At 52.0% G+C, this 23853-nt stretch carries 12 protein-coding genes; 2 read left to right on the forward strand and 10 right to left on the reverse strand.

Annotation, left to right across the window (positions count from 1 at the left end):
- Nucleotides 1-132: 132 nt before the first annotated feature.
- The gene (locus NFR57_RS07610; protein ID WP_251183244.1) at nt 133-12051 is read right to left on the reverse strand and encodes a glycine-rich protein; all 11919 of its coding nucleotides are present in this window, start codon (nt 12049-12051) and stop codon (nt 133-135) included.
- A gap of 252 nt (nt 12052-12303) precedes the next feature.
- On the opposite strand from NFR57_RS07610, the gene NFR57_RS07615 reads away from it, so the two are divergent.
- On the forward strand, nt 12304-12591 hold the full coding sequence (locus NFR57_RS07615) for a co-chaperone GroES (protein ID WP_251183245.1): 288 nt from the start codon (nt 12304-12306) through the stop codon (nt 12589-12591).
- Nucleotides 12592-12628: 37 nt separating this feature from the next.
- The gene (gene groL / locus NFR57_RS07620) at nt 12629-14257 is read left to right on the forward strand and encodes a chaperonin GroEL (protein WP_251183246.1); all 1629 of its coding nucleotides are present in this window, start codon (nt 12629-12631) and stop codon (nt 14255-14257) included.
- Nucleotides 14258-14457: 200 nt separating this feature from the next.
- Here groL and NFR57_RS07625 read toward each other — a convergent pair whose 3' ends face one another.
- The 9 genes from NFR57_RS07625 to NFR57_RS07665 form a co-directional block, all read right to left on the reverse strand.
- Nucleotides 14458-16674 (reverse strand): MGH1-like glycoside hydrolase domain-containing protein, encoded by a 2217-nt coding sequence (locus NFR57_RS07625; RefSeq protein ID WP_251183247.1) that lies wholly within the window; start codon nt 16672-16674, stop codon nt 14458-14460.
- A gap of 10 nt (nt 16675-16684) precedes the next feature.
- Nucleotides 16685-18175 (reverse strand): Rne/Rng family ribonuclease, encoded by a 1491-nt coding sequence (locus NFR57_RS07630; protein WP_251183248.1) that lies wholly within the window; start codon nt 18173-18175, stop codon nt 16685-16687.
- A gap of 127 nt (nt 18176-18302) precedes the next feature.
- The gene (locus tag NFR57_RS07635) at nt 18303-19736 is read right to left on the reverse strand and encodes a DUF4132 domain-containing protein (RefSeq protein WP_251183249.1); all 1434 of its coding nucleotides are present in this window, start codon (nt 19734-19736) and stop codon (nt 18303-18305) included.
- 99 nt (nt 19737-19835) lie between these two features.
- Nucleotides 19836-20753 carry a M50 family metallopeptidase gene (locus NFR57_RS07640; protein WP_251183250.1) on the reverse strand — a complete coding sequence of 306 codons (918 nt, stop codon included), beginning with the start codon at nt 20751-20753 and terminating at the stop codon, nt 19836-19838.
- Nucleotides 20750-21013, reverse strand: coding sequence for a hypothetical protein (locus NFR57_RS07645; RefSeq protein WP_251183251.1), 264 nt, complete (start codon nt 21011-21013; stop codon nt 20750-20752). The genes NFR57_RS07640 and NFR57_RS07645 overlap by 4 nt, the downstream gene beginning before the upstream one ends.
- 49 nt (nt 21014-21062) lie before the next feature.
- Nucleotides 21063-21293 carry a hypothetical protein gene (locus tag NFR57_RS07650; protein WP_251183252.1) on the reverse strand — a complete coding sequence of 77 codons (231 nt, stop codon included), beginning with the start codon at nt 21291-21293 and terminating at the stop codon, nt 21063-21065.
- A gap of 4 nt (nt 21294-21297) precedes the next feature.
- A complete protein-coding gene (gene minD / locus NFR57_RS07655) occupies nt 21298-22053 on the reverse strand; it encodes a septum site-determining protein MinD (RefSeq protein WP_251183253.1) in 756 nt (251 codons plus the stop codon).
- Between the two features lie 150 nt (nt 22054-22203).
- Nucleotides 22204-23217, reverse strand: coding sequence for a rod shape-determining protein (locus tag NFR57_RS07660; RefSeq protein WP_251183254.1), 1014 nt, complete (start codon nt 23215-23217; stop codon nt 22204-22206).
- Nucleotides 23192-23800: a Maf family protein gene (locus NFR57_RS07665; RefSeq protein WP_251183255.1), complete on the reverse strand. Its 609-nt coding sequence runs from the start codon at nt 23798-23800 to the stop codon at nt 23192-23194. The genes NFR57_RS07660 and NFR57_RS07665 overlap by 26 nt, the downstream gene beginning before the upstream one ends.
- Nucleotides 23801-23853 lie beyond the last annotated feature (53 nt).

A 23853-nucleotide genomic window follows, 5' to 3' on the forward strand; every position in this document is an offset into this window, starting at 1 on the left:
AGGACTTTTTTTGTCTATCCCCATAGCTAAAGCTCTATGATGCCCACTGGCATAGCCAGTGGTTAAATTCACTAACATAAAAGCGAGCGCATAACGCGCTCGCTTTTTACTGCTTACAGTATGTTAGTTATTTTACATATCAGAATCGCCGGATACGCCGCTATCGCCGCCGAACTGCTGATTAGCTCCGTCGTTAGCCGCGCCGGGGTTAAGCCCGATAGCGTTGTTTTGAGGAGGCGTCGCGCCGCCCGCGCCCAGCATAAGGTTGGGATCGTTCTGCACGGGCATGGTCGGAGGCAAGTATCCGTAAGACTGATACGGGGCTGCGGCGGGTCCGCCCGCAAGCCGCATCATCTGTTCTTCGAGTTCCATTTCGGATACGAGTATCGCTTCCAACTCCTCGCGTTTGCGTTTACGACGTTTAAGCAGGATTATCAAGAGTATGATAAACAGGATAAGCACAAGCAAACCTATTCCGACGCCCAGCCATATAAACGGATAAGTTTCGTAACTAATCTTTATCATGTTCATGAACGACGGTTCGGGACGGTCGATGTTATTAATGACGAACGTCGCTTTTACGGTTTCGCCCGTGCGGTCTTTTACGCCGACAGTCAATTCGGTTTCGCCGCGAACGTTGAACGTAAGATAAAGGATAGATCCGTCCTCGCTGACGCGCACGGAGCACATCGTCGGAGAGATTACATCGGTAACTTTCGCGTCGAACAACATGCGGTCGCCGAGCGCCAAATCCACGTCCGCAAACAACATTGTAGTAGTAAGGGCAACCGTGCCGTTGCTGTCAAGACCGTAATCGCCGGGACGAGTGTGGAACGTAAAGCCCGATTCACGCTTAAAGTTATCAAGCAACGTCGGCGCGTGGTTCTTGCCCACCGTGGCAATAAACGTCTTGGTCAACTTTTGCGCGCCTTCCTTGGGTGCGCCGACGGTAAAGTCGTAATCGAGTTTGCTGACTAATTCGACGCTGAACGTAAGTTCTTCGATTTCGCGCGTGCAAGTGAACTGCCAATCGCCGTCCGCGTCCTTATCCACCGTTACGTTCGCACCGTTGGGCGTGAGCGCGGTTATTACATAGTCGCTACCGGGGTTGAACGTCTTTTGCTCGTCGTCCGCCGCAACAGCCGCCTTATCGCCGTTCTCGTTATAGAAGTTGGGGTTGTACGTGTCGGTTATATCGGGGAACAGTTTTTCCGTGGTTACTTTGGTGGGCAGACTGCGAATAGCCGATACTCGGTTGAGTTGCGCAATCTGGTTAAAGTCGTACACGACCGACACCGTGATTTCGAGTATAACCGTGCGCGCGTTAATGTCCGTGGACAAATCGCCGTCCGCAACGGTCAACTGAATTTTTTGCGTGCCGTAGAAGCCCTTGCGCGGCGTGATTATACATTTGCCGTTATCGTCCTCGGAAACGCTGACTTCCACAAGGTTGCCGCCCATGTCAACGGTATCCGTGCAGTGAATATCGTCCGTACCTATCGGCAGCATACTGTACAGGCGCAACGTGTCGTTGTTTCTGTCCGTGACGTACTTGGTTACGTCGATAACTATGGGCGTGCCCACCTTGTCGTCGTGCCCGATAACGGAGAACGATTTTTCGGTATTGGGCAACAGCGTGGGCGGCGCGTTCAACACGGTTATGCGAATCGCAATTACAATGCCCGTGCTTTCGACCGTATCGTTGCCGCTTCGATCGAGTATGCGCATATACGCCACACCGGTCACGCCGCGCTTGGAAGTTTCCGCCGTTATCTTGATGCCCGAGAAATGGTTTTCGTCCTTGCCGAACACAGGCGTTACGACTGCGATATTTTCGTTACCGGCGTCCGAGCGCACGGTAAGCGGCGTATTAAACAGGTACTTGTCGGAGTTTTCGCCGCTCGTCTTTTGTATAAGGCGGAAGCTGTCCGTATCGCGCGACATATCCGTGTAATCGGGATCGTCGAGCCAGCCGTCGGCTACGACATTGACGTTAAGCTGTTCGCTGTCGGGAGCGACATAAGCGTCGAGCACATACGAACGCTCGCGCTCGCTGGCTTCGTCCTTATACATCGCGTAACCTTCGCCAAAGAGATTGAACTTTTGCGAATCGTTGTTGAGCTTATCCTCGCTCATATCGAAGTCGGAGTTCTGTATCGTTATGTTAAGCTGAACGGTAGCGGGCTGATCGGCTTTGTCGTAACCCGTGATGTACATGGGGAACGAAACCTCGTTAAGATACTTACCTGCTACTATCTTGTCGATACGACGAAGTATGGTGAGTTTGAGCGAGTGCGCGGGTATGCCGCTTGCGCTTGTCGTGTCGGTATTGTTGACCTCCACTTCGATAGCGCGACCGACGCCCGTGCGAGCCTGCCAATCGCAATCCGCGTCTTTGAGCGCGGTATTGTAATCCTCGTTGAGGTTGCCCGACGGCGCGAACGCCTTTACTATGACCGAATCGTTAAGGTCGGAATCGGTAAACATAGCAGAGTAAGCGTTTTCCGCGCTGTAAATCGGGAATATGTGGCTGTCGCCTTTTTTGCCCGTGAACTGCAATACTGACTCAACCGTGTTGGCAATCGGCGCGGAATCCTTGACATTTACATAGAACAGCGTGCCGGACTTGGTACCTACTTCGTAAGGGCTGATAACTCTGGACGAGTTAAGGCTCTTGGACACTTCGACGAAGAACAGCACATTCATGTCGATATTAGCCGTAACGGGACGGAAATGCAAGGACGTGCCGTCGGCGCCTATTTCAAACTCGAAATACTGTTGCAAGAACGTCAACAACGTGTTGTTGATACCGCCTATCGCACTGCCGCCGGCATTAACGCCGCCGACCAAATACGAACTTACATTCACGTCGGATTTGAAGTTGAGATAGTGCGCGCCTAACGTGTTTCTGTTGAGATCGAGCAAACTCGAAACGGAAGTAACTCCGCTTGCAAGACTGCCGAGCGGCAACGGATTGTATTTGCGCGGGTTATCTGCGTCGCGTTCCATCAAGGCGTAAACCTTAACGTCGTAATTGCGGTTGTAAATATTGTTTACAACATCCTTATCGGTAAGGCTGTACGTCTTTTCGGGTAGTTGATCGACGGACTCGGGCATGTCTTTGTAGTTTACGAACTGATACGTGCTCTTAACGCCTACGATCTTCTCCTTTTGCTCGTCGGGCAACGGCTTAACCGCCGCGCTTACGCCGATGTAGTCGTCGTAAGGTTTGACGTAAGTCGTGCCTACAACGCTCGGCTTGAGCGCGCCGTTTTCCACGCTCGACGAAGTTGCCTGCTTGTCGTTGGTGACAGCCGAATACAGCGTGCTTATGCGTATAGTTACGGGCACTGCGTTTTTGAATATGTTGTTACCCACGTCGCGCACATAAAATTTGAGTTCGTCACAATCGCTGTCGGGATTGTAAGTCAAACACGTTATTTTGAAACTGCGCAAGTCGGACGCGACGTCTATGCGGAACATGGGATTGGAATACACATTGCCCTGCTCCTTGGTCATTTTGGAGTCGTTGAGCGTGAATATGTTGTACTCTTCGTCGCCGTTGCCGTCGCCGTCAAACAACGCAATCTGCGCGTTGTCGAATTCGTCGGGATCGTAAGCAATCTGATTTATCGCAATTTCGAGCTCGCCGTATACGTGCGCAATGTTTTGCGCTTGCGTTTCGCTCTTGCTCTTGTCAAGTACTTTAACGTCGTTGAGTTCTTTAACGCCGTCGGACATTACGGACATATAAGTTTCGTACACGCCCGCGACTTCCTTTCCGTCCTTATAAGTGGAAATAAGTCCCTCGTGACGTTTATGCACTTTGTCGCCGTCCATAATTACGCTCGGCTTGGAACTTTCGACGGTTACGTACATTGTAAACGTCGCGCTTGCGCCGTTGCCGTCAACCACGGTTACGGATATAGGCGTGTTTACGCAAACCCTGCTCGCAACAATAACAACGTCCAAAGCGTACAAATTACCGTTCCAGTCGTCTTCCAACGGCATTCTGTCGTATTCGTGCGCAGGCGTAAAGTAGTTGGTGTCGTACTGCGTGTCTTTTATACGCAATGCCCACGGCGTATCGTCGTCGGCGATAGCAACGTAACCGAGATGCTGCGATTTGCTCTCTTCGCTGTCAAAGCTGTGAAGTGCGTGTGCGCCATTGGCGTCAACCGCGCTCGCCGTAAGGTCGGAATACTTGACCGAAGTACCGTAATCGGTATCGCCTTGAATTTTGCAAAGATTGCGTTCGACAATATCTTTCGGGCTGTCATTTAGGCGTTTATACGACGCAGACGCTTCCGCGGAATCCTTATTGCCGTTGGTCGCGCCCACAAAATAATCGTAAGGCGTTGCGACTATGGTAAACGAATCGCCTACGCGCATGTTGAGGTTTTTGGAAACGGCTATCGCGTTAGACCGTATGGTCGGGGCTTTGTTTGTTACCTCTACCGTTATAGTGAGCGTTTGGGTGGTATGCTTATCGTTGTCGGTAAACTTGATAGCAAACGTAAACTCTTTATACTGTTGCGAATCGAACGTCGTGCGCCTGTTGACCCTTATTGTAAGCGCACTGCTGATAGGAACGGATTGATCGTTGAGTTTATCGCCGTTATATTCCATTTGCATAACGACGTCAGGCTGTGATTCGACGGGGATCTTTTTATCCGTTATCTTTGCCGTGCCGTTGCGCAGATTGCCGTTGTTGGTTTCGCTCCAACCGTATTCGCTTTCTTTGGAGAACGGCGAAATGAGGAACGTTCCCGATTCGGCTTTGAATTTATCCGCAAGCGCGGTCGCGTTGTTCAAATACTCTTCGTAATCGGTCACCCAGAACGGCGTGCCGTTATCGCTCGCACCCGTCTTTGTAAGCAGGTCGCCGGAGTCGATAACGTCCTTGATGTTAAGGCTGTAAGTTTCGCCGACGGGCAACGCCACGCGGATATTCTTATCGCCGTTAGGCTTTTCTTTGTCGGTGTCTTCGAGCGTGCTCGCAAGCGACGGCGCGGAAGTTTCGATATACACGCGCACTTCCAACGCCACGTAAGAGCCTGCAGTAAAGCCGTCGCCGTGGCTGTCGTAAATAAGAACTTTGAGCGGATAATATCCCATGCCTTTCGCGCTGTCGTATTCCAGACCGCGCTCGTTATAGAACTCGGTGATGTTGAACGAAGGCGACGTCGCCGCTTTATCGAGAACCTGTTTATTGATACGCGTTTTTGCTATCGGGCGAATAGACAGCGTTTTGCCGTCGGGCGAAACCGACGCTTCAAAGTAACTGCTGTACCCTTCCAAACCGTTTGCGGCGTTCATATTCGATCCGTAAATACCGCCGTTGGGCTTGAACGTATCGTCAACCGTACCGATAGTATTTTTGTCGGCGGGATTGAACGTAAACTGCGCATTGCGCGTACCGAAGTAGTTGCGCATAGACTGTTGCGCAACCGCGTTATCGGACGTGTTGGTAAATACAATGTCGTTTCCGCTTTCGGTATAATTTACAACGCGCGAATACGCATTGCCGCCCACGCCCCAACTACCGAGCTTGCGCATGGAATCCGCATAGAAATATGCCGCGTCGGACTTGCTTTCGTCAACGACGTTGTTTGTAACGCATTTGTCGTCGTCGTCAAACTTGATATTTACGGTGTTGTCGGCGTCTTTACTGCCAGATCTCGACAAACCAATGGTTTGCGCCGCCTCGCCTGTCTTTAATTGGAGCGAAGTGAAATAACCCGACTTGGAGTCCGAAGAAACGCCGCTGACAAGCGAAACGGGACTGTTGCCTATTTCGAGCTTAAACGTTACTTTCGCGGTCTGCGATTTATTGTTGTAAGTGGTATGCGTACCGGTAGAAGCTCCGACACTGCCGTAAGCGCACTGCGCCACGGCTATAGTAATAGTAAGATTTGCCGAGCTTGCGCGGGTGTTCTTTTTGGCGATACCGATACCGAACATATTTTCCTGTATCTTTGTCGCTTGATCGGCAAGGTACAACAAACTGCCGTTTTCGCCTACAAGGTTATTGGCGTTTTTCTGTACCGTCGTGGTGTCCGCGCTCGTAAGACAGCCCAAAGCGTTGCCTTGTTCGTCTATGGGCGAAATGGCAAAGCAGTTGTTAAAATATTCCCCGCTCGCCGCGGCTTTGTATCCGTCATTGCTCGGATTTAATGCACCTGAACCCGGCTCGTAAGCGTCGAACGCCGTAAACATTACATAAGGATTGGCGCTTATGGGGTTATTGCTTCCTCTGCCCCATACGGTAGAGCCGTCGCTAATCGTGATTGCTTCTACAATATCGTCGAAATTGCCGCGAGCATACGCCCTACCTTGAATATCGTATGCGACGTAATTGTCCACTTCGTATTCTATAACGCCGTTGGCATTGTCCGCGCTCTTAACCACGCTCGCGGGCATAGCGAAGTAGCTCATAGGGATATAAGTGTAGGACTTATCGCCGGCCACTTTTATAGTGTCCGAATATCTGAACGCCTTTTCGGTAAGATTGGGAATGGTTACTTCCGCCCCGCCCGAATTGCCCTTTACGGGATATTCGTAATTTTTGCCCGCAACAAACACTTCGCCCGAGTGTACGCCCGCAAGCGTGTTATCGGCAGAAAGTCGCGCGCGAGTTTTAAGAGTAGTTGCGCCGCCCGTAACGCTTATTTTGCTTCCGTCGAGATAAAGCGTATTTTGCGCGTCGCTGTAAACGGAGTCCGTTGTGCCGTCGTAAGTGGATATATACTTGACGTCCGAATTTTGACTGTCCGCAACGGTATAATAACCGTCGAACTGGTCGTAATAGTTATACGGAATAATGCCCAAACCGTTAATGAACATTTGATACGTCATGTATGCGAAGCCGTCAACGGTAGACGCCTTTCCCGCCTTGTACGCGGTTTCCATGCCCGCCGTACCGCCGCCGACTGCGGCGTCGTCGCGCAACATCATTCTTATGCGTATATATTCGTCCGCATTGCTGTTGGCTTTGGGAACGATTTTCAACGCCCAATCGGTAACTTTCCAACGCCCGTGCTCGTCAAAGAACTTCGTCCAATCGGCAACCACGGTAGTGCCGTCGCGCAGTTTGCTCGCGTAATACGGATTGCCGTCCACATAGTAGATAATATCGTACGAATCTACATATTGAGCTACCGTGCCGCTGTGTCCGCTCGGCTGTTGAATATCTATCAAAATCGCGGCGTATGCGGGAATAACGGAACTCCACAAAGCGGCATACGGAACCGCGCTCTTGTAGTCTATCGGTGTGACTGTAAGATCGGCGTTTTTGTATTTACGGTTGCCATCCACGTCGTCCTCGGGATGTTCGACAGGCGCAAGCACAACGCCTTGAAGTTTGTCGCTGTCCTTGACTACCGTTTTAATCTGCCCCGCCGTCGCGTTCTCGTCGGCATCCGATTTCAACGCGTTTACCGCCGCGTCGCCCGAAGCGAGGTAGCGCGGTTTTTCTATGTCCTGTTTGTTCAACGTCTGAACGGACCAAAGGTTCATATACGTCGGATCGTTCGGGTCGAACTTGGTTTGAGTAAAGCCGTCCTCGTCGTGATTGTATTGGAGCCGAGCGTTTTCGACTTCGACCTGAATAACGCAGGTCGAATAATCGATGTTCTGTCCGTCGGACGACCGTCCGTCCGTTGCGTAAAACTCTACAAACACCTGCTGTAAGTGTTGCGTGGAGTTTAGCGCGGTTATGGTAAGCGTATCCGAATTAACAGTAACTTTAAGATAGTTGCTGCAATCCTTACCGTCCTTGTCGTAAACTACGGGCGATTTTGCCGTGTAGAACGACATCGGGTCTTTCTCGTTATCCACAAGGAAGTTTTTGTTAAGCTCGTCGTTTACGGTATACTTTTGCGCGTAAATAATGAGCGTGGACGGAGTAACGCCTACGCCTTGCGTCGCGTCGTTAATCGGATAATCCGCCGAACCTACGGGCAAAGTCGATAACGTGTACACCTTTGCACTGCCGTCTTGGTTGGTGGGATACTGCACGCGCGGCGAGCTGTTTACAACGTTGATTTCGATACGAATTTTGGTAACGCCGTTTGCTTCGCCCGTCGAACCGGCGCCCGTGCGATCGCGCACGTTAAGCTCTATAACCGCGGGCGCGTTTGCCTGCGTTCTGCTGTCTGCGGTAATGACTATATAGTCGAGATTAAAAGTGTTTTGCGCTTCGTCGTTGTTGTCGGTTTGGAATTTGAGCGTACTGCCGAACTTGAACGTAACAAACGAATCGCCTATTATTGCGGGTTGAGTAAACTTTTGCGCGTCGTTTTTGTACGGGTTAAACGCATACGCGTCAAGATACGAGTTGTCGTTGGTGCGCTCGAAATACAATCTGTCAATTTCAGTCGTTTTTACGCTTTCTTTAACCGCAGAAAACGAATTGCTTGCCGAAAGCAACGAATCTTTACCGAAGTTGCGGGTCGTTCTGATTTCGCCGAGCGTCTGTTTAAGCGCTTTTACATAGTCCGAATGCGTGTAATCCGCACCGCCTACAATCTTGTTTTGAGCGATTGCAAGCGCGTTGATTGTAGTGCGCTTGTCGCCCGCCGTTTTAACTCCGTCAACGGTAAACACGCCGTTATTTTCGTCGAACAAGCCCGACAAGCCGTTGAGCGTAAAGCCGCTTGCGGGATATTTTACGCCGCTCGCAGTCATATTGCCGTCCGTCAACAAGTCGTAAGGCGTTACGATTGCGGTGGAGTGCATAGGCATGTTGTACGTAATCGTCGCAACGCCGTCGTCGTCTATTCTGTACGAATTTTCGACGCGCTTGCCCTCCGATTCGTATTTAAACAACGCAACGTCTTTTTCTTGAAGTTTATCGGGCGTGCTGTTATCGACCTTGACGGCAATGCTGACCGTCGTCGTGCCTGTGTCGCTGTCCTTTACGGGAACTTGCGCGTGCAAATATCTGTTGTGAGTCCAGCCGACAAGCGTTATTTTTACGCCTTTTATGACAACGCATTTTATGCCGATACCGTCGTTGTTATAATCTATACCGATTCGGACTTCGAGTCCCGTCGTTTTTACTCTGCCCGCATATTCGTTTTTAAAATTGCCGAAATATGTCTCGGGTATAAATATGTCGATAAGCTCGACGGTGAAATATGCGCCGTTTTCGTTATTTGTTACCGAGTCGCGTATCGCGTCCGCGGTGCAATTAAGCGTCAAAAGCTCGTTAAGTACGCCTGCGTCCGCGCCCGCAGTACCGTTAAGCATGTTCTCGGTAAAGAAGTTGTCTGCGTCCGCCGCGAGCGGGTGCAAATCGGTATTGGAATAAGCCGATCCGTTATTGTATTTTCCGAGCGCATAAGTAGTATTATTCAACGTTATGCCCATGGGCGTAAACAGGAACGAAGTTCCGCTCTCGCCGCTTGCGGTAGGCATTACGCTCGCGCCCGTCGCGCCGCGTTCTTTGGACAGATCGGTCGGCGCGGTGTTTTTGACTTTAATGCCGAGCGGCAACCATATTCCGGCGTCGGACGGGTCGCTTTTGTCCTGCATATTGATAAGTATATAGAAATGCCCCGCGTTAAGCGCGCCGCTTTTTGCGCTCGACAATCCGTTGGCAGTTCCGCCAGACGTGGCTATATTTTTGCCCGAGCGAGTCGAATCGTACAAATCATACGTCGCGCGCAAGCCCGTTAGGTTGAGCGTCGCGTTGCTGAACGAATACTGAACATACGCCGTGTTCGACGCGACTGTGCTAATCAACAAAGGATCGAACCCTGTCGGACTGCCCGACAGCATACCGCTTGTCTTAGCAGCGGTAACCTCTGTCGCAGGAGCGCTCGAAGCGTTCATAATATTGAAATACGATTTGTCTTTGTTTGCGCCGGAAGCGTTTAACGTCGATACAAGATTGCCGTACTTATCGAGCTGAACGTACTCGTGCGTGGCAACCTTAATGCCCTTAATGGCATGTGTCGTCGAATCGATACGCTTGTTTACGGTATCGTTATCCTGATAATATTTGTTGAGATCGACAGTCGAAGTTTTAAGCGCGTCGAGTTCGATTACGGGCGCTTGCGTCGAAGTGTCTTTAAGCGTCGGACGCGTATTGTCCAGTTTAAATACTATATCGAGCGATACGGCAGTAATGCCCGGCACGACGTTTTGCTTGCCGTAAGCGGTATTTTTTTCGACCACGTACAGCGTAACGCCAAACACTTGATACGAACTGTCGGGGCGCAAACACTTAAAAGTAAGCTGACTGTACGTATTGGGAATAAGCGCGTTTTGCGCGTTGTACGCAGTAACGTTTTTACCCGTCACTCCGCCGTCGTATTCGAGAATTTGGAACTTTCTCGTCGAACCGGTCGCCGCCGCAAAACTGCCTACCGACATAACGACCAAATCGTTATTGGGCGCTTCCGTACCCGTATAATTAAACAAATTTTTAAGCAGTTCGCTTGCGGTTACGGTAATCTGCTCGTTTATTTTAAGCGGAGCTTTTACTGTTAAAGTATACCGGTTATCCCCGTTGGGATTGTAAAGCCCCGACGTACTGTTCTGACTCGAACTTGTCGTGCCGATTACAGCTTTATCGCCTAATACGTTTTCTACGGTTGTAGCGCTACCCTTCTTTGTTGCCTCGGGCTCGGCGACCTTAACGTAAAACGGCACGACCGCCGTTCCGCGCGTTTGACTTGTACCGTACGCATCTCGCACTTTGGCATAAAGCGTAAATCTGCCGTTTTGAGTACATCCGTCGTAACCGTTTCTCGGATAACGCTTTATGGTATTTATGTAAAGAGTGTCGCCGTTACTGCTCCAACTCCAATCCATATAAGTTCTGGATACGGCAGAAGTACACGCCGCATTAAAATACAGCCCGCTGTTTGCGGCGGGAACGGTATCGAGGTTGCTCGCCGTGCCCTGCGTGAAATATCTGTTCGATCCCTCGGGATCGGTCGAAACGGTATTCGCCTTAATACTGATTCCGCGGCTTGTTCCGCGCGCCGTGCTTGCGACTTGAGGCGTAGTAGCCAGCGCTTTGGGTGGTAAATTGAGTATTTTAATTTGAGCGGTACCGTTGCCGGAATTGCCGCCGTTTCTCACGTATGTATTTTTAAGCGTATTTTTATAATAGCCGGATCCGCCGCCGCCCATGCCGCCGACACCCGCGCCGCCGCCGCCGTACCAGCCGCCGCCGCCGCCGCCGCCGCCGGAAGTTCCGCTACCGCCGTTACCGCCGTAACCAAAACCGCCTACCGTACCGTTAGACGCCGTACCCTCGTTGCTTCGTCCGCCTGCGCCGCCTGCGGTTTGAGTGCCGCCGCCGGGAGCCGCAGTACCGCCGTAGCCCACGCCGCCGTTACCGCCGCCGCCGTAACCTTTGCCCGCGGTACGAGTAAACGAAGTGCCGCCGCCGCCGCCGCCGACGATGAGAACTTTATCTTTATTTGCCGCGCTCGAAAGATTGCGCAGTATGCCCGACACGAGCGCGATATGCGTAGCGCCGCCGCCGCCGCCGCCTTCGTCGTTTTTATCGCTGTTGGTTTCCTGTCCGGAATTGCCGCCGCCGTTATATCCGCCCGCCGCAATGGACGAGGCTTGCCAAGTATTTATTTTGCCGTCGGCGCCCTTTCCGCCTACGACTATGTAAAGAGTAGTCGTTGCGGTCAAAGTCAAATCGCCCGCCGTCTGTCCGCCTTGACCCAAACCTGCGCTGAACGCTCCGTTTTGATAGCCGCCGCCGCCGCTTGCGCCGTTTACGGTCAATCTGTACGTGCCCGCGGGAAGCGTTAAATTGTATACCTTGTTATTGACATACGAATAGTTGAATACATCGTCTTTCTTTAACGCAAGACCTGTAACGTTGCCCTCTTTATTATTGTATGTCGTAGACGTGGAAACGTCGCCCGTCGCACCGTTTACGCTCACGGGTTTAGCCGAATTGCCAAACCACAGCGCGCATGTCGCGCCTATGGCTATGGCTATAAACGCGCTTACTATCGCTATCAGTAACCGCTTCGCCCTGTTTTCGGCTTTCGTTTTAGCTTTGTTCTTACTCATTGTTTTTACCTCGCTACGAGCAGGTCTTTCGACGTTTTTCGCAATTTTGTTAACAATTTGTTCACATTTGCGTGTGTATACAGATAAATGTTAACATATTGTTCATATTTTGTCAAGACTTTTATCGGATTTTAATTCCATTAAAGTCAAGAAAATTTTTTAAATTCCCTGTAATATTATAGTAGATTTGCTTGACATTTTAAAAGCAATGGGATATGATATGCACGGTCATAAAAATTCGGAGGTGAATATATGAATATAAAACCATTGTTTGACCGTATAGTTATCGAGCCTTTGGAAACCGAGGAAAAGACGAAAAGCGGAATCGTCTTGCTCGCAAAGGATCAGGAAAAGCCGCAAATGGCAAAGGTCACTGCGGTCGGACCCGGCGGACTCGTTGACGGCAAGGACGTGCAAATGGTAGTCAAAGTCGGCGACAAAGTGCTCTATTCCAAATATGCGGGCAGCGAGTTCAAGGTGAACGACAAAACATTTACCGTTATGCGCCAAAGCGACGTGCTCGCTGTCGTCGAGGACTGATTGGGCTTAATATTATTAAGGAATAAGGAGAATTATCATGGCTAAACAGATTAAAACGGGCGACGAAGCCCGCAAAGCGCTTGAAAAAGGCGTAAACGCTCTTGCCGACACCGTAAAAATTACGCTCGGTCCAAAGGGCAGAAACGTTGTACTCGACAAAAAGTACGGTGCGCCGCTTATAACCAACGACGGCGTTACCATTGCCAAAGAAATCGAACTCGAAGATCCGTTCGAGAACATGGGCGCGCAGATAGTCAAAGAAGTTTCGACCAAGACAAACGACGTTGCCGGCGACGGCACGACCACCGCTTGCCTGCTCGCCCAAGCCATTATACGCGAAGGGCTTAAAAACGTTGCGGCGGGCGCCAACCCCATGATCGTGCGCAAAGGCATTGAAAAAGCCACCGACAGCGCGGTCGCTTACCTCAAATCGATAAGCAAAGCCGTTGACGGTAAGACCGCTATCAAGCAGGTAGCTTCCATATCCGCGTCCGACGAAACAATCGGCGCGCTCATAAGCGAAGCTATGGAAAAGGTCGGCAACGACGGCGTTATCACCGTCGAGGAATCCAAAACCATGACTACCGACCTCACTTTTACCGAGGGCATGCAGTTCGATCGCGGTTACGCTTCCCCGTACATGTGCACGGACACCGAAAAAATGGAAGCGGTTATGGACAACCCCGTTATCCTCATTACGGACAACAAGATTTCCAACATTCAGGAAATTTTGCCGTTGCTCGAAAAGATCGTCGCGCAAGGGCTTAAACTGCTCATCATTGCCGACGACATCGAGTCCGAACCGCTCGCGACGTTAGTCGTCAACAAACTGCGCGGCACGTTCAACTGCGTCGCCGTAAAAGCGCCCGGCTTCGGCGATCGCCGCAAGGAAATGTTGCGCGATATCGCTACCCTTACGGGCGGCACGCTCATTTCCAACGAAACGGGCATCGAGCTTAAAGACGCAGATCTTTCCATGCTCGGCAGAGCCAAAACCGTTAAAGTCGATAAGGACAACACCACTATCGTCGAGGGCAAAGGCAGCGCCGAGGACATTGCGGCGCGCGTTAAGTCCATTCGCGCCCAGATCGAAAGCACGACTTCCGATTACGACCGCGAAAAACTGCAAGAACGTCTTGCCAAGCTCGCGGGCGGCGTTGCCGTTATAAACGTCGGCGCGGCGACAGAAGTGGAAATGAAAGAAAAGAAACTGCGTATCGAGGACGCGCTCGCCGCGACCCGCGCCGCAGTGGAAGAAGGTATCGTACCCGGCGGCGGCGTTGCCCTGCTCTCCGCGGCTCCCGCGGTGGACGCGCTTATAGCAACGCTCGACGGCGACGAAAAAACGGGCGCGGTCATTATAAGAAAAGCGCTCGAAGAACCGCTTAAACAGATAGCCGTAAACGCGGGTGTTGACGGCGCGGTCGTCGTAAACAACGTACTTTCCGCCAAAAAGAGCAACTACGGCTACGACGCGCTCAAAGACGACTACTGCGACGTCGTTAAAAAAGGCATTATCGATCCGACAAAGGTCACGCGCTCGGCTATACAGAACGCCGCGTCTATCGCGTCCACGTTGCTCACCACCGAATCCGCAGTCTGCGACATTCCCACTCCCCCCGCGCCTATGGCTCCGCAGGGCGGCGATATGGGCGGCATGTACTAATCGTCAAACTTATAACAACGCGTTTAAAAACTATCGCTATATCGGCGATAGTTTTTTTGTGCAAAAACGCATAAACGCCAACAATCCGCACATAATAAAATTACAAATCGGACAAATATTTCAACGGTTCGATTTGCTTATCATATTCGGCTCACCCGTAAAACGGGTGAGCTTTTTTATTTCCTATATTTATGAGTATATCAAGCGTTGTCTATCTTGCTTATATTGACCATGCCGCCGATAGCTTTGACGATAGACTTGCCCGCAGGCACGATAAAAAAGTATTTAACGGTTTTTTTATTGCCGTCGGGAAGATTCAGATTGACGCTTATATTTTGGCGCGCGTCTATCATAAACTCGCCGCCGCCGCTTCCGTCGAGCGCGAAATTTCGCACTATAAACTTGCCGCCGTCGCCCTTAAACATATTGACGTCATCCATGATTACCGCCGTACTTTCGTCGGTAACTTCTATACTGTACACGCTGTCCAAAAGTTTAAGATTGGTTACGGTGTTCGTGCCCGTTATAAACGTGCCGAACGCGATTGCGTTTTTAAGGTCGGGGCGAAAATACTCCACGTCGATAAGTTCCTGCATGCCGATAAGCGCGAGCATATTGCCGTTGGCGGATAGATACTCGTCGGCGCGAGCGCGCTTACCCTTTGGCAGGTATACAGAATAATTTTCCACGTTATTGGACGCGTTAGCCGACCACAACGCCGCGCTTTTTTGCGCGACCGCGCCCGCTATTTCGTCCAGTCCGTACCGCTTTAACCCGTGATAAACAATAAAGTTGACGTAAGGCACAATGCTTCCGCGGTATTCGAGGTACGGCGGCGTGCGCTTGCCGTTGTTGTCGGGCTTGGACGTTTTGCCGAACTCCCTGTTGTCTATGGACAGCGTCGGGATAACGAAATCGCCCCAAAACCGTTTGGGATCGGTCAGATTGTTGACAATGCGCGACAGTTTTTCGGGCGAGTCCACCGCGCCCGCGAGCAACGGATAAAAGGACGTCGCGCCGACAGCGGTTGCCCACTGCCCCGTCGTGTATCTGTTAATATACAGTCCCTCGCCCTCACACCAAAACGTTTCGTTTATTATCCTTTGCATGTCGCGCTTGGCTTTGGCGTACTTATTGCGTTCGGGCAGGTCGAACATAGCCGCGACGCGTTCCAGCACGTCGAACGCCAACAGTTTGAGCGACGACATGTCAAGGCTGAACATGGGCGACGGGTTGAATTTTTCTTTAAGCGGCGAATCCGTCCATTTATACGCAACGTCGTTTTTGTTCTTTTCGGCGACGACAGGCGCGGCGATCGGCGGATACAGCTTTACGAGTTTGCGATATTCGGCAAGCATACCGCTTCGATCGGTCTGGTGCATATAGTTATGCCACACCGCGAACACCGCCATAATTTTATCTTCGAGCGTGTAGCGCAGTTGCTGTACGGCTTGCGCCGTGCCCGTGTAGCAACCGAGTATCGCCGAACAGTTTTCGTCAGTGCCGTCTATGTCGAAATGTTTATCGAGCATAGTGCGGTTGGGCGAAAAAATTTCGGTAAGCAAATACGGATAGTATACGCGCGACCACAGCACGGCGTTGAACATGCGCTCGACCGCGCCGCCGAGGTCGCCCGACCCCATGGTTTTATTCACGCCGTAACGCAGTTCGCTCGTTTCTATAAGACTGCGCACCCTGTCGTAACGCGGCAACTCCGCATCCAAAATTTCGTCGTCGCCGACGCACGCGTACAAACAAACGTTAGGCTGGCGGCGATTGATGACAAACTCCATAATAGCTTCGTTAAACGCGCCGTTCGCCGAATCTGATGGCGGCATGTACGCAACCGCGTGGAAAAACTCGCGCTTGCTGTCGTCCTCTACCAAATACCTGCCGCGATAAACGGCATTGTTGTCCGTAAGTTCGACCGTACCGGGAACAATCGCCATGTACGGACTTCTTCCGCTTACCTTGTCGCCCTCTATGGACAATTCCCCCGGGCAATCGTAACACGGATAAAAAATGACGCGCACGCGCAGTTTGCGGCGCGACCCCACTTGCAAAACCAAAGAGCGGTCGTTATGCCGCACCCATTTAACGCTCAACGGTCCCGACGTAAAATGCGCAAACCCGCCGTCGGCGGTATTGGCGCACGCGCTGCCCATATTGGTAACAAAGTCGTCGTTGTCCAACCATTTTTTATTGGCGTAATAAAGCACGCGTATGCCCCACATAGAGCCGTGCTTGCCGACGAGCATTGCGCCGTTGATTGCGCCGTAATCGTACCCGACGCCCATAATGCAACGCCGAGGATAGTTTTCGTCGCCTATTTTCGGACCCGTTTCGGACTGCTCGCGGAACTTATCGAAGAACGGCGGGCGGAACGCAAATCCGTATTCTTTATTGATATACTTCACGTCGCCTCCGCTATGCCAAAAGATACGCGCTATTGGGAACGGACAGAATAGGTCCGCTCTTTGCGCTTATGCGGAACGAATTTTCGTTCACTTCCGCGTCCGAAACTATATAAACCACTTTCCCGTCGAACCCGTCGAAAGACAGCTGCCAATCGCTTTTGGACAGCCGCTCGAACATATCCTGCCCGACGGCGACCACCGCGGCGGTACAAACCGAATCGTTGAAAATATCTATCAACCGCGATTTAATCTTGCGCATGAGGAAATTGGGCGACACCACGTGCGCCGTGCCGTGACAAGCCTTGCATTGCTGTAAAAGAATAGACCCGATCTCCGCGCCCGTCTTTTTACGCGTCATTTGCACAAGACCCAGCTCGGTCATAGGCAACACGCGCGTGCGCATGCGGTCGAACGACGTTTCGCGCCGCAAAACCTCTACAACTTCCTCGTTGTGCAACGGGTCTTGCATGTCGATAAAATCAATAACGACCATGCCGCCGATATTGCGCAACCGCAGTTGCCGAGCAATAGCCCGCGCCGCTTCGCAGTTGATATCGAACACGGTCTGCTCCCTGTCGCTGTCGCCGATATACCGCGCCGTGTTTACGTCGATAACGGTAAGCGCTTCGGTATGGTCAATAATAAGCGTGCCGCCGCTTTCGAGCTCGACTTTGGAATACAACAGATTTTCGACCTCGCCGAGCACGCCGAACTTTTTGAGTATATCAGTCCTGTCCTCTACCGTAACTTTTACGGAGCTTGCAAGATTGCGTTTTAAATATTTTTTAAGCCGTTCGGCGATAGGCGCGCTGTTGCACACTATTTCGTCCACGGTCGAATTTAAAAGATCGCGCACCGAACGGAATATCAAATCGCCGTCGGTAGACAGCCTTTCCACGCCCTCGGCTGCGGCGTACTTTTCCAAAATTCGGTCGTACATGCTCGCAAAATACTTGATCTCGTCGAGAATATCCGACTTGTGCGCGTCCTTGGCGGCTGTGCGCGCAATGAGCCCGCAACCCTCGCGCGGTCTGCTTTTATCCAAAAATTCTATAAGCCGCTCGCGCGTCGGCTCGTCGGTTATCTTGTTGGACACGCCTATAAAATCGACCGTCGGCATATACACGACGTATCGACCGGGTATGGAAATATTTGCGGACAACCGCGGTCCTTTGGTTTCCGTCGGCTCTTTTACCGCTTGAACAAGCACGTAATCCCCTTCCTCGACGCTCAAATGCGTGGGGAGCTGTCCCGATCGAGCGAGCACGGTGCGGTTTTCGAGCATGTCCGCCGCCGCCAAAAACCCGTTTTTCTTTTTTCCTATGTCGACAAACGCCGAGGCAAGCCCCGGCAAAACGTTTACCACTCTGCCTTTATAAATATTGCCGCTTATGCGCTCCATGTCCCTGTCTTCGACGTAAAATTCTTTAAGCACGCCGTCCTCCAAAAGGGCAACGCTACACATAAACGATTCGTAATCAACGAGAATTTTACTTTTCAAACGGAACCTCGATTTTAAATCACGATTGGCTTGCGAACAAAAATTCAGACGATACTTTATTAAGTATACTACAAATCCAACGTTTTGTCTATCGTTTTTAACAACCTCGCGCGCCGCGCTTTTACTTTTATACCTCGCCGAACAGCTTGTATGCCAAATATGTAAGCTCGCTGAACTCGCGCCGCGGCACAGATCTAACGTCGAGCGGGTGCGCGCTCGATATGTAAAGATTGCGTTTCAGTTTGACTACGTCCGCCGCCGCATAGTAGTACAGCTTGCCGCAACTGACGGTCGCGGAACTTTCGGGAAGGTCGCACTCCGCGCCTATGACGTATGCCCCCAACCGCCTGACGAAAATATTGCGTTCGTCCGCGGAACGCTTGGCGCACAGCTCGAACCCGCAACGCTTGACGTTTGCGTAAAATTCGGCGCGCGCTATCATAGTGCCCGCAAGCCTGCTCGAACAAAAATTTTCGCCCGACAGCGAATGAAACACGGGACGCTTAATCTGTAAAAACGGTTGTGCTATATCCATTGCGAGTATGCCCGCGCAATCCGCCGTTACGTCGAGCGGGTGCAGTATATACACGGGCGCGCCGTCGTCCGTTATAGGTCTGTCGTCGCCGCCCAATAGCGCGCCGTCGTTGTAAACAAGCACGCGCGCGCGGCCGCTGGATGCGGGCATGTAAAAAAATATCCTGTCCGCAACCTCGCCGAGTTTGGGATCGGACAGTAATTTCGTCCACTCCGTCACCGTATGCGCAACGCCCTCCGCCATGGCGTTTTCAAGATACGCCGCGGCGTTTTTTATGCGCGCAGTCTTAATCCCCGCCTGCGCCGCCTCGCGCACCGACTTTGACTTGTCGCGCGCAACGGTTTCGCGCAAAAATTCGTGCACAACCCCGTCGTTTTTAAACGCGCACAGCAATCGCACTATCGCCACGCGGTCGTGCGCAGACGCGCCCGAATACATTGACATAAGCCTGTCCGCAACCTCGGTATAGTCCATAAGCACGTCGCGCACCGCGGCTTTATTGATGTTTTTTCCGTAAAGCGCCATGCCGAGCAAACGCTCGATCGCGCGCGACCTGTCCGCTTTCAACAAAACCGAATATTTGCCGAACTTTCTATCGTATTTATCGATTAAATCGGCAGCACGGTCAAAGTCCGCGCGCGCCGTTCTTTCAAGCAACCTATCGACGGCCTTATCCCAACCGCGCAACACGCCGCCCTTTTGCGCATACTGCGCATGCAAAAGCATAGGCATATACCCGTGCTCGTCCGCGCCCAACCGCATGCACGCGGATATAAGCATATTGACATATTCCTCGCCGTCCTCCGTGCCGAAGCGCGCGGATGCGTAATTGTTTTTAGACGGACCCGCGCTTACAAGCGCGGTAGCAAGCATGGTCGCCGCGATTTCGTAATCGCGCGGATCGCCTCCGACGGCAAGGCGAACGATAATTTCCTCGAACGCGCGAATATCGCGCTCGTACAATGCGCGCGCTATTCCGTCGAGGGCGCTGCCCTTTAAACCGCGTAAACTCTCCAAGTAGTCCATACGCAAATTATAGCACAGCTTAAAACAAAAATCAAGGCGTTACGTTATTTAACGCAAAAACAATAACGCGTCCGCCACACGACGCAATCCCAAGCAAGTTTATCCGCGCCGCTTTTTATCTATCACATCGCCTATTCTGTCCGTATAGCCGCGCGCCTTTATTTCCTCGGTCAGCCGCGTTTCGTCTATTCTGCCCAGCTCCGCAAGCGCGCCGTCGTCGAAAACTACGAACTCGCTGTATCTGTCCGCGTCGAGCGACGCGACAAGCGATCCGAGTTGCGCGTTTTCGGACACGGCGAAAGCACGCACTTCGAGCGGCGCTTTAAGCCGTTCGCGCCTACTGCTTTTTGCAAAAAGCGCGGTATATTGCGCGCGTCTGTCGGGAATAAACGCGGACACAAGCATGAATATGCCGACGCTTAACAAGCAAATATTGGGCGCGTAAAACACCGACAGCACAAACAGCGCGAGCGCCGCCATGCCGCTCGCCGCCGACACAATGCGCATGATTTTGTACGCTTTGGCGCGCTTGTGTTTTAGCGACAGCGCGGCGAGCAACACCCTGCCTCCGTCGAGCGGATACACGGGCAAAAGGTTGAACACGCCTATAAACAGATTGCACTTGCAAAACGCTTCGGTAAACATATAACTGGACGGCACAAGCCACCACAGCGCGGCGAACGCCGTTGCGAACACAAAGTTTAACAGCGGACCCGCAACGGCAATTCTTATTTCGTGCTTGGAATTGATGTCCGCTTCCCCGCACAGCGCCGCGCCATACGGCATCAGCTTTATCAGGTTGAGTTCGTAACCCAGTTTTTTGGCGACGCGCGCATGCGCGCACTCGTGCAAAAGCACCGCCGCGAGCGAGCAAAAAAATTCATAAGTCATGCCCATCGCCACGAAGTACAACGCCATTACGAACATGACGGGCGAAATATAGATCTTTATTTCGTCCGCGTCGTTCGATCGTTTTTTATAGCGCGCTCCGCCCGCGCGCCGCTTGCTTTTAATCATTCCGCACTGAAAAACGACGACGTACCGAAGTCCGATCGCCCGAACACATCGTAACAAAACACGTCGCGTAGCGCGCTTTTGACGGGGTCTAACACAGCTATCGGCAAATAGTGCAAAGCGACAATCGCGCCGACAGCGGCGGCGGCGCACAACAGTCGCGCCCAAAACGTTTTGCGCGGTTTTACACTGCGCGCGCACTTTTTGCGCGGAATTTCGGTGACCGCGCTTTCCACAATATTGCAACCCGTATATTTATCCATAAGATAAATATATGACGGACAAAGTCAACTCATTACGCCGACGGACAAGTCACAGCGATTCGCTTGTTTTTCCCACGTCAAAGAACCGCGCGACGTCCGCGGTGACGGTCAGCGCGTAACCGCCTTGCGCGACGTCCACTGTCATATCGAGTTTGCGAACGTCCATAAATTCGCACAGCAACGCCATAACGTCGCTTTGCGCAACGCGCAACACGCGCTTAATCGCGGCGTTCCCGTCGTTTTCTATCATGCGCGCAATGCGCTCCGTAACTTCGTTCATAACATCAACTCCGTTTCATTCTGCGCTTTATCGCGCCCCAAAACCCGCGATAGTCCGCCGCGGGATCGAGCGGTTCGCCCGTGCCGAAACACAGCCGCTTTGCCAGCATGTCGAACGGCTTTTTGGGCATTGCCGCAAGATTATAAACTCCGTCCGTTTCGGGTATTACGCCGTCCACGGTCGCTTTTAGCAACGTTTCTATTTCGTCCTTGCTCGGGATCTTCCCGCTCGCAAGCAAATCCCCGCGCACGCGATTTATTACGAGCGTGGGCTTCATGTTGTACGACGACAGCAACGCAACCACCTTGTTAGCGTCGCGCAACGCGCTAATATGCGGCGTTGTGACTACCAATGCGCTGTCGCACGCGCCGACGGCGCGGTTAAACCCCGCCTCTATGCCCGCGGGACAATCGACAAGCGCATAATCGAAAGTGGGCGCAAGCCCGTTAAGCACGAGCTTGATATTTTGCGCGGTGACGTTGTTGCCCAAATACCCGTGCGCGGACGGCAACAGAAAAAGATTGCGCGTATCCGCTTCGACAAGCGCTTGACGCGCCCTGCAACGGTTTTCAATCACGTCCGCAACGTCGTACACAACGCGGTTTTCCAATCCGAGCACCACGTCGAGATTATTCAACCCGAAGTCCGCGTCGAGCAAAACCACCCTGTTGCCAAGCTCCGCCAGCGCGCGCCCCAAACAGGCGGTCACCGTCGTTTTGCCCACGCCGCCTTTGCCGGATGTGATAACGATACTTTTCATCGTCATAATTATAACCGCTTACGCGGGTATTGCGCAAGCGGAAATTTGTACGGTTTTGTCGTATATTAAAATTTATTTCGTCAACGGTTTTATCGCGCCGCACAGATATGCTGCTATGCGGTTTAAATGCGCGCCGCGCAAACTAATATCTTACGCGTGCGACAATATGTCTTCCAACAAATACGGGTCGGACAACAGCTTGCCGCCGCCGAGCGCGGTTGCGTACTGCGCTTCGCGCGGCACCCTAACTTTAAGCCTTAACGCCTCGCTCATCAGTTTGGCAAGCCCGGGGATTTTTGCACCGCCGCCGACCACGGTAATGCCGCAACGCTGAATTTCGGCGGCGACCGTCGGCGAGCACGTGTTTATAACGCTTTCCACCGCGTCGATAATATTCATGTAATAGTAATAAACCGCGTCGTAAAGCCTGTCCGCGGACACCGCTTGCGCTCGGATTGTTTTGGTTTCTATATCTATACCGCTTATCATGGCGGTGGCGCAGTCGTTGCGAATAAGACTGCAAACTTTTTCCTTTACGCTCTTGACTACGGGACGACCCGCATTAAGATTATATATGCCGCTTATGCTGTCCATAAGCACTCGGTCTATCATGTCGCCGCCGATATTCACCGAACAGCCCGAAATTATGCCGCACAAACTTAACGCCGCTATTTCCGTCGAGCCGCCGCCTATCGACGCTATAAACCCGCCGAAATCGGACGACACGGGCATGTCCACGCCGATAGCGGCGAGCATGACCGAATTAACCATTGAAATATCGTCTATTCCCGCGCGCATGAGCACGCTTTCGTACATTTCGCGCTCGTCAACCGTTATCCCCGTCGGCACGCCGAGCACGCAACGGATTTTCGGGCGGATCATATACGAATCGGGCATAATTCGCTCGATAAACTCTTTAAGCATTTCCGCGCAAGCGTCGGGGTCTTTGATAGAACCGTCTATGATCGGGCAAACGGTTTTAGTCTTTTCGGGCGCTTTGTCGGTCATGTTATACGCTTCGTTACCGACGGCGCGCACCCGTCTTCTTCCTCCGTCGTCGAAGTACGCTATGACGGACGGCTCGCGCAAAACGATACCGTTGCCGGATACGAAAATCGACGTATACGACGTTCCGAGATCAAGCGCTATATCCATCTTCGCCATTGATTAGTTTCTCCTCGATAAGTTTTTCGGTCAGTGTTATCGGCAGTCCGACTACATTAAAATAGTCTCCGTCGATACGGGTAATAAGCGGCTTTATTGGGGCGTCGTCTATATTGTATCCGCCGGCCTTGTCGAACGGCGCGCCGCTGTCCACATAATTATACACCAAATCTTTGTCGAACGCACCGAAAGTAACCGAAGTTTTTTCGCTTTTTTCAAATATTTTCCCATTTACGCGAAAATATACCGCAGTTACAACCGTATGCGTGCGCCCGCACAACGCTTTAAACATGCCGACGGCTTCTTCCGCCGTGCGGGGCTTGCCGAACACCCTGTCGTCCAGCCCGACCACCGTATCGAACGCGAGCACGGGCAACTCCGTAAGCCGCGCCGCGCTCTCGCCTTTTAACCGCGCGTTGATACGCGCAGTCTGCTCCGCGCTGCCCGTCGTTACTTCGTCCGCATCGACGGGCATAAACACGGGGCGCACACACTCTATTCTGCTTATGAGCGCGCGACGGCGCGGCGACGCCGTGGCAAGAACTATATCGTACACGCCGTTTTCGGTGTTTTTATCTGTCATTGTTCCGTAAAGTTTTTAAGTTACGCGACGTATCGCGGTTTAAGTTTATTTAA

Origin of the sequence: Anaerocaecibacter muris, from assembly GCF_943192945.1 — a bacterium.
GTDB classification, from domain to species: domain Bacteria; phylum Bacillota; class Clostridia; order Christensenellales; family Pumilibacteraceae; genus Anaerocaecibacter; species Anaerocaecibacter muris.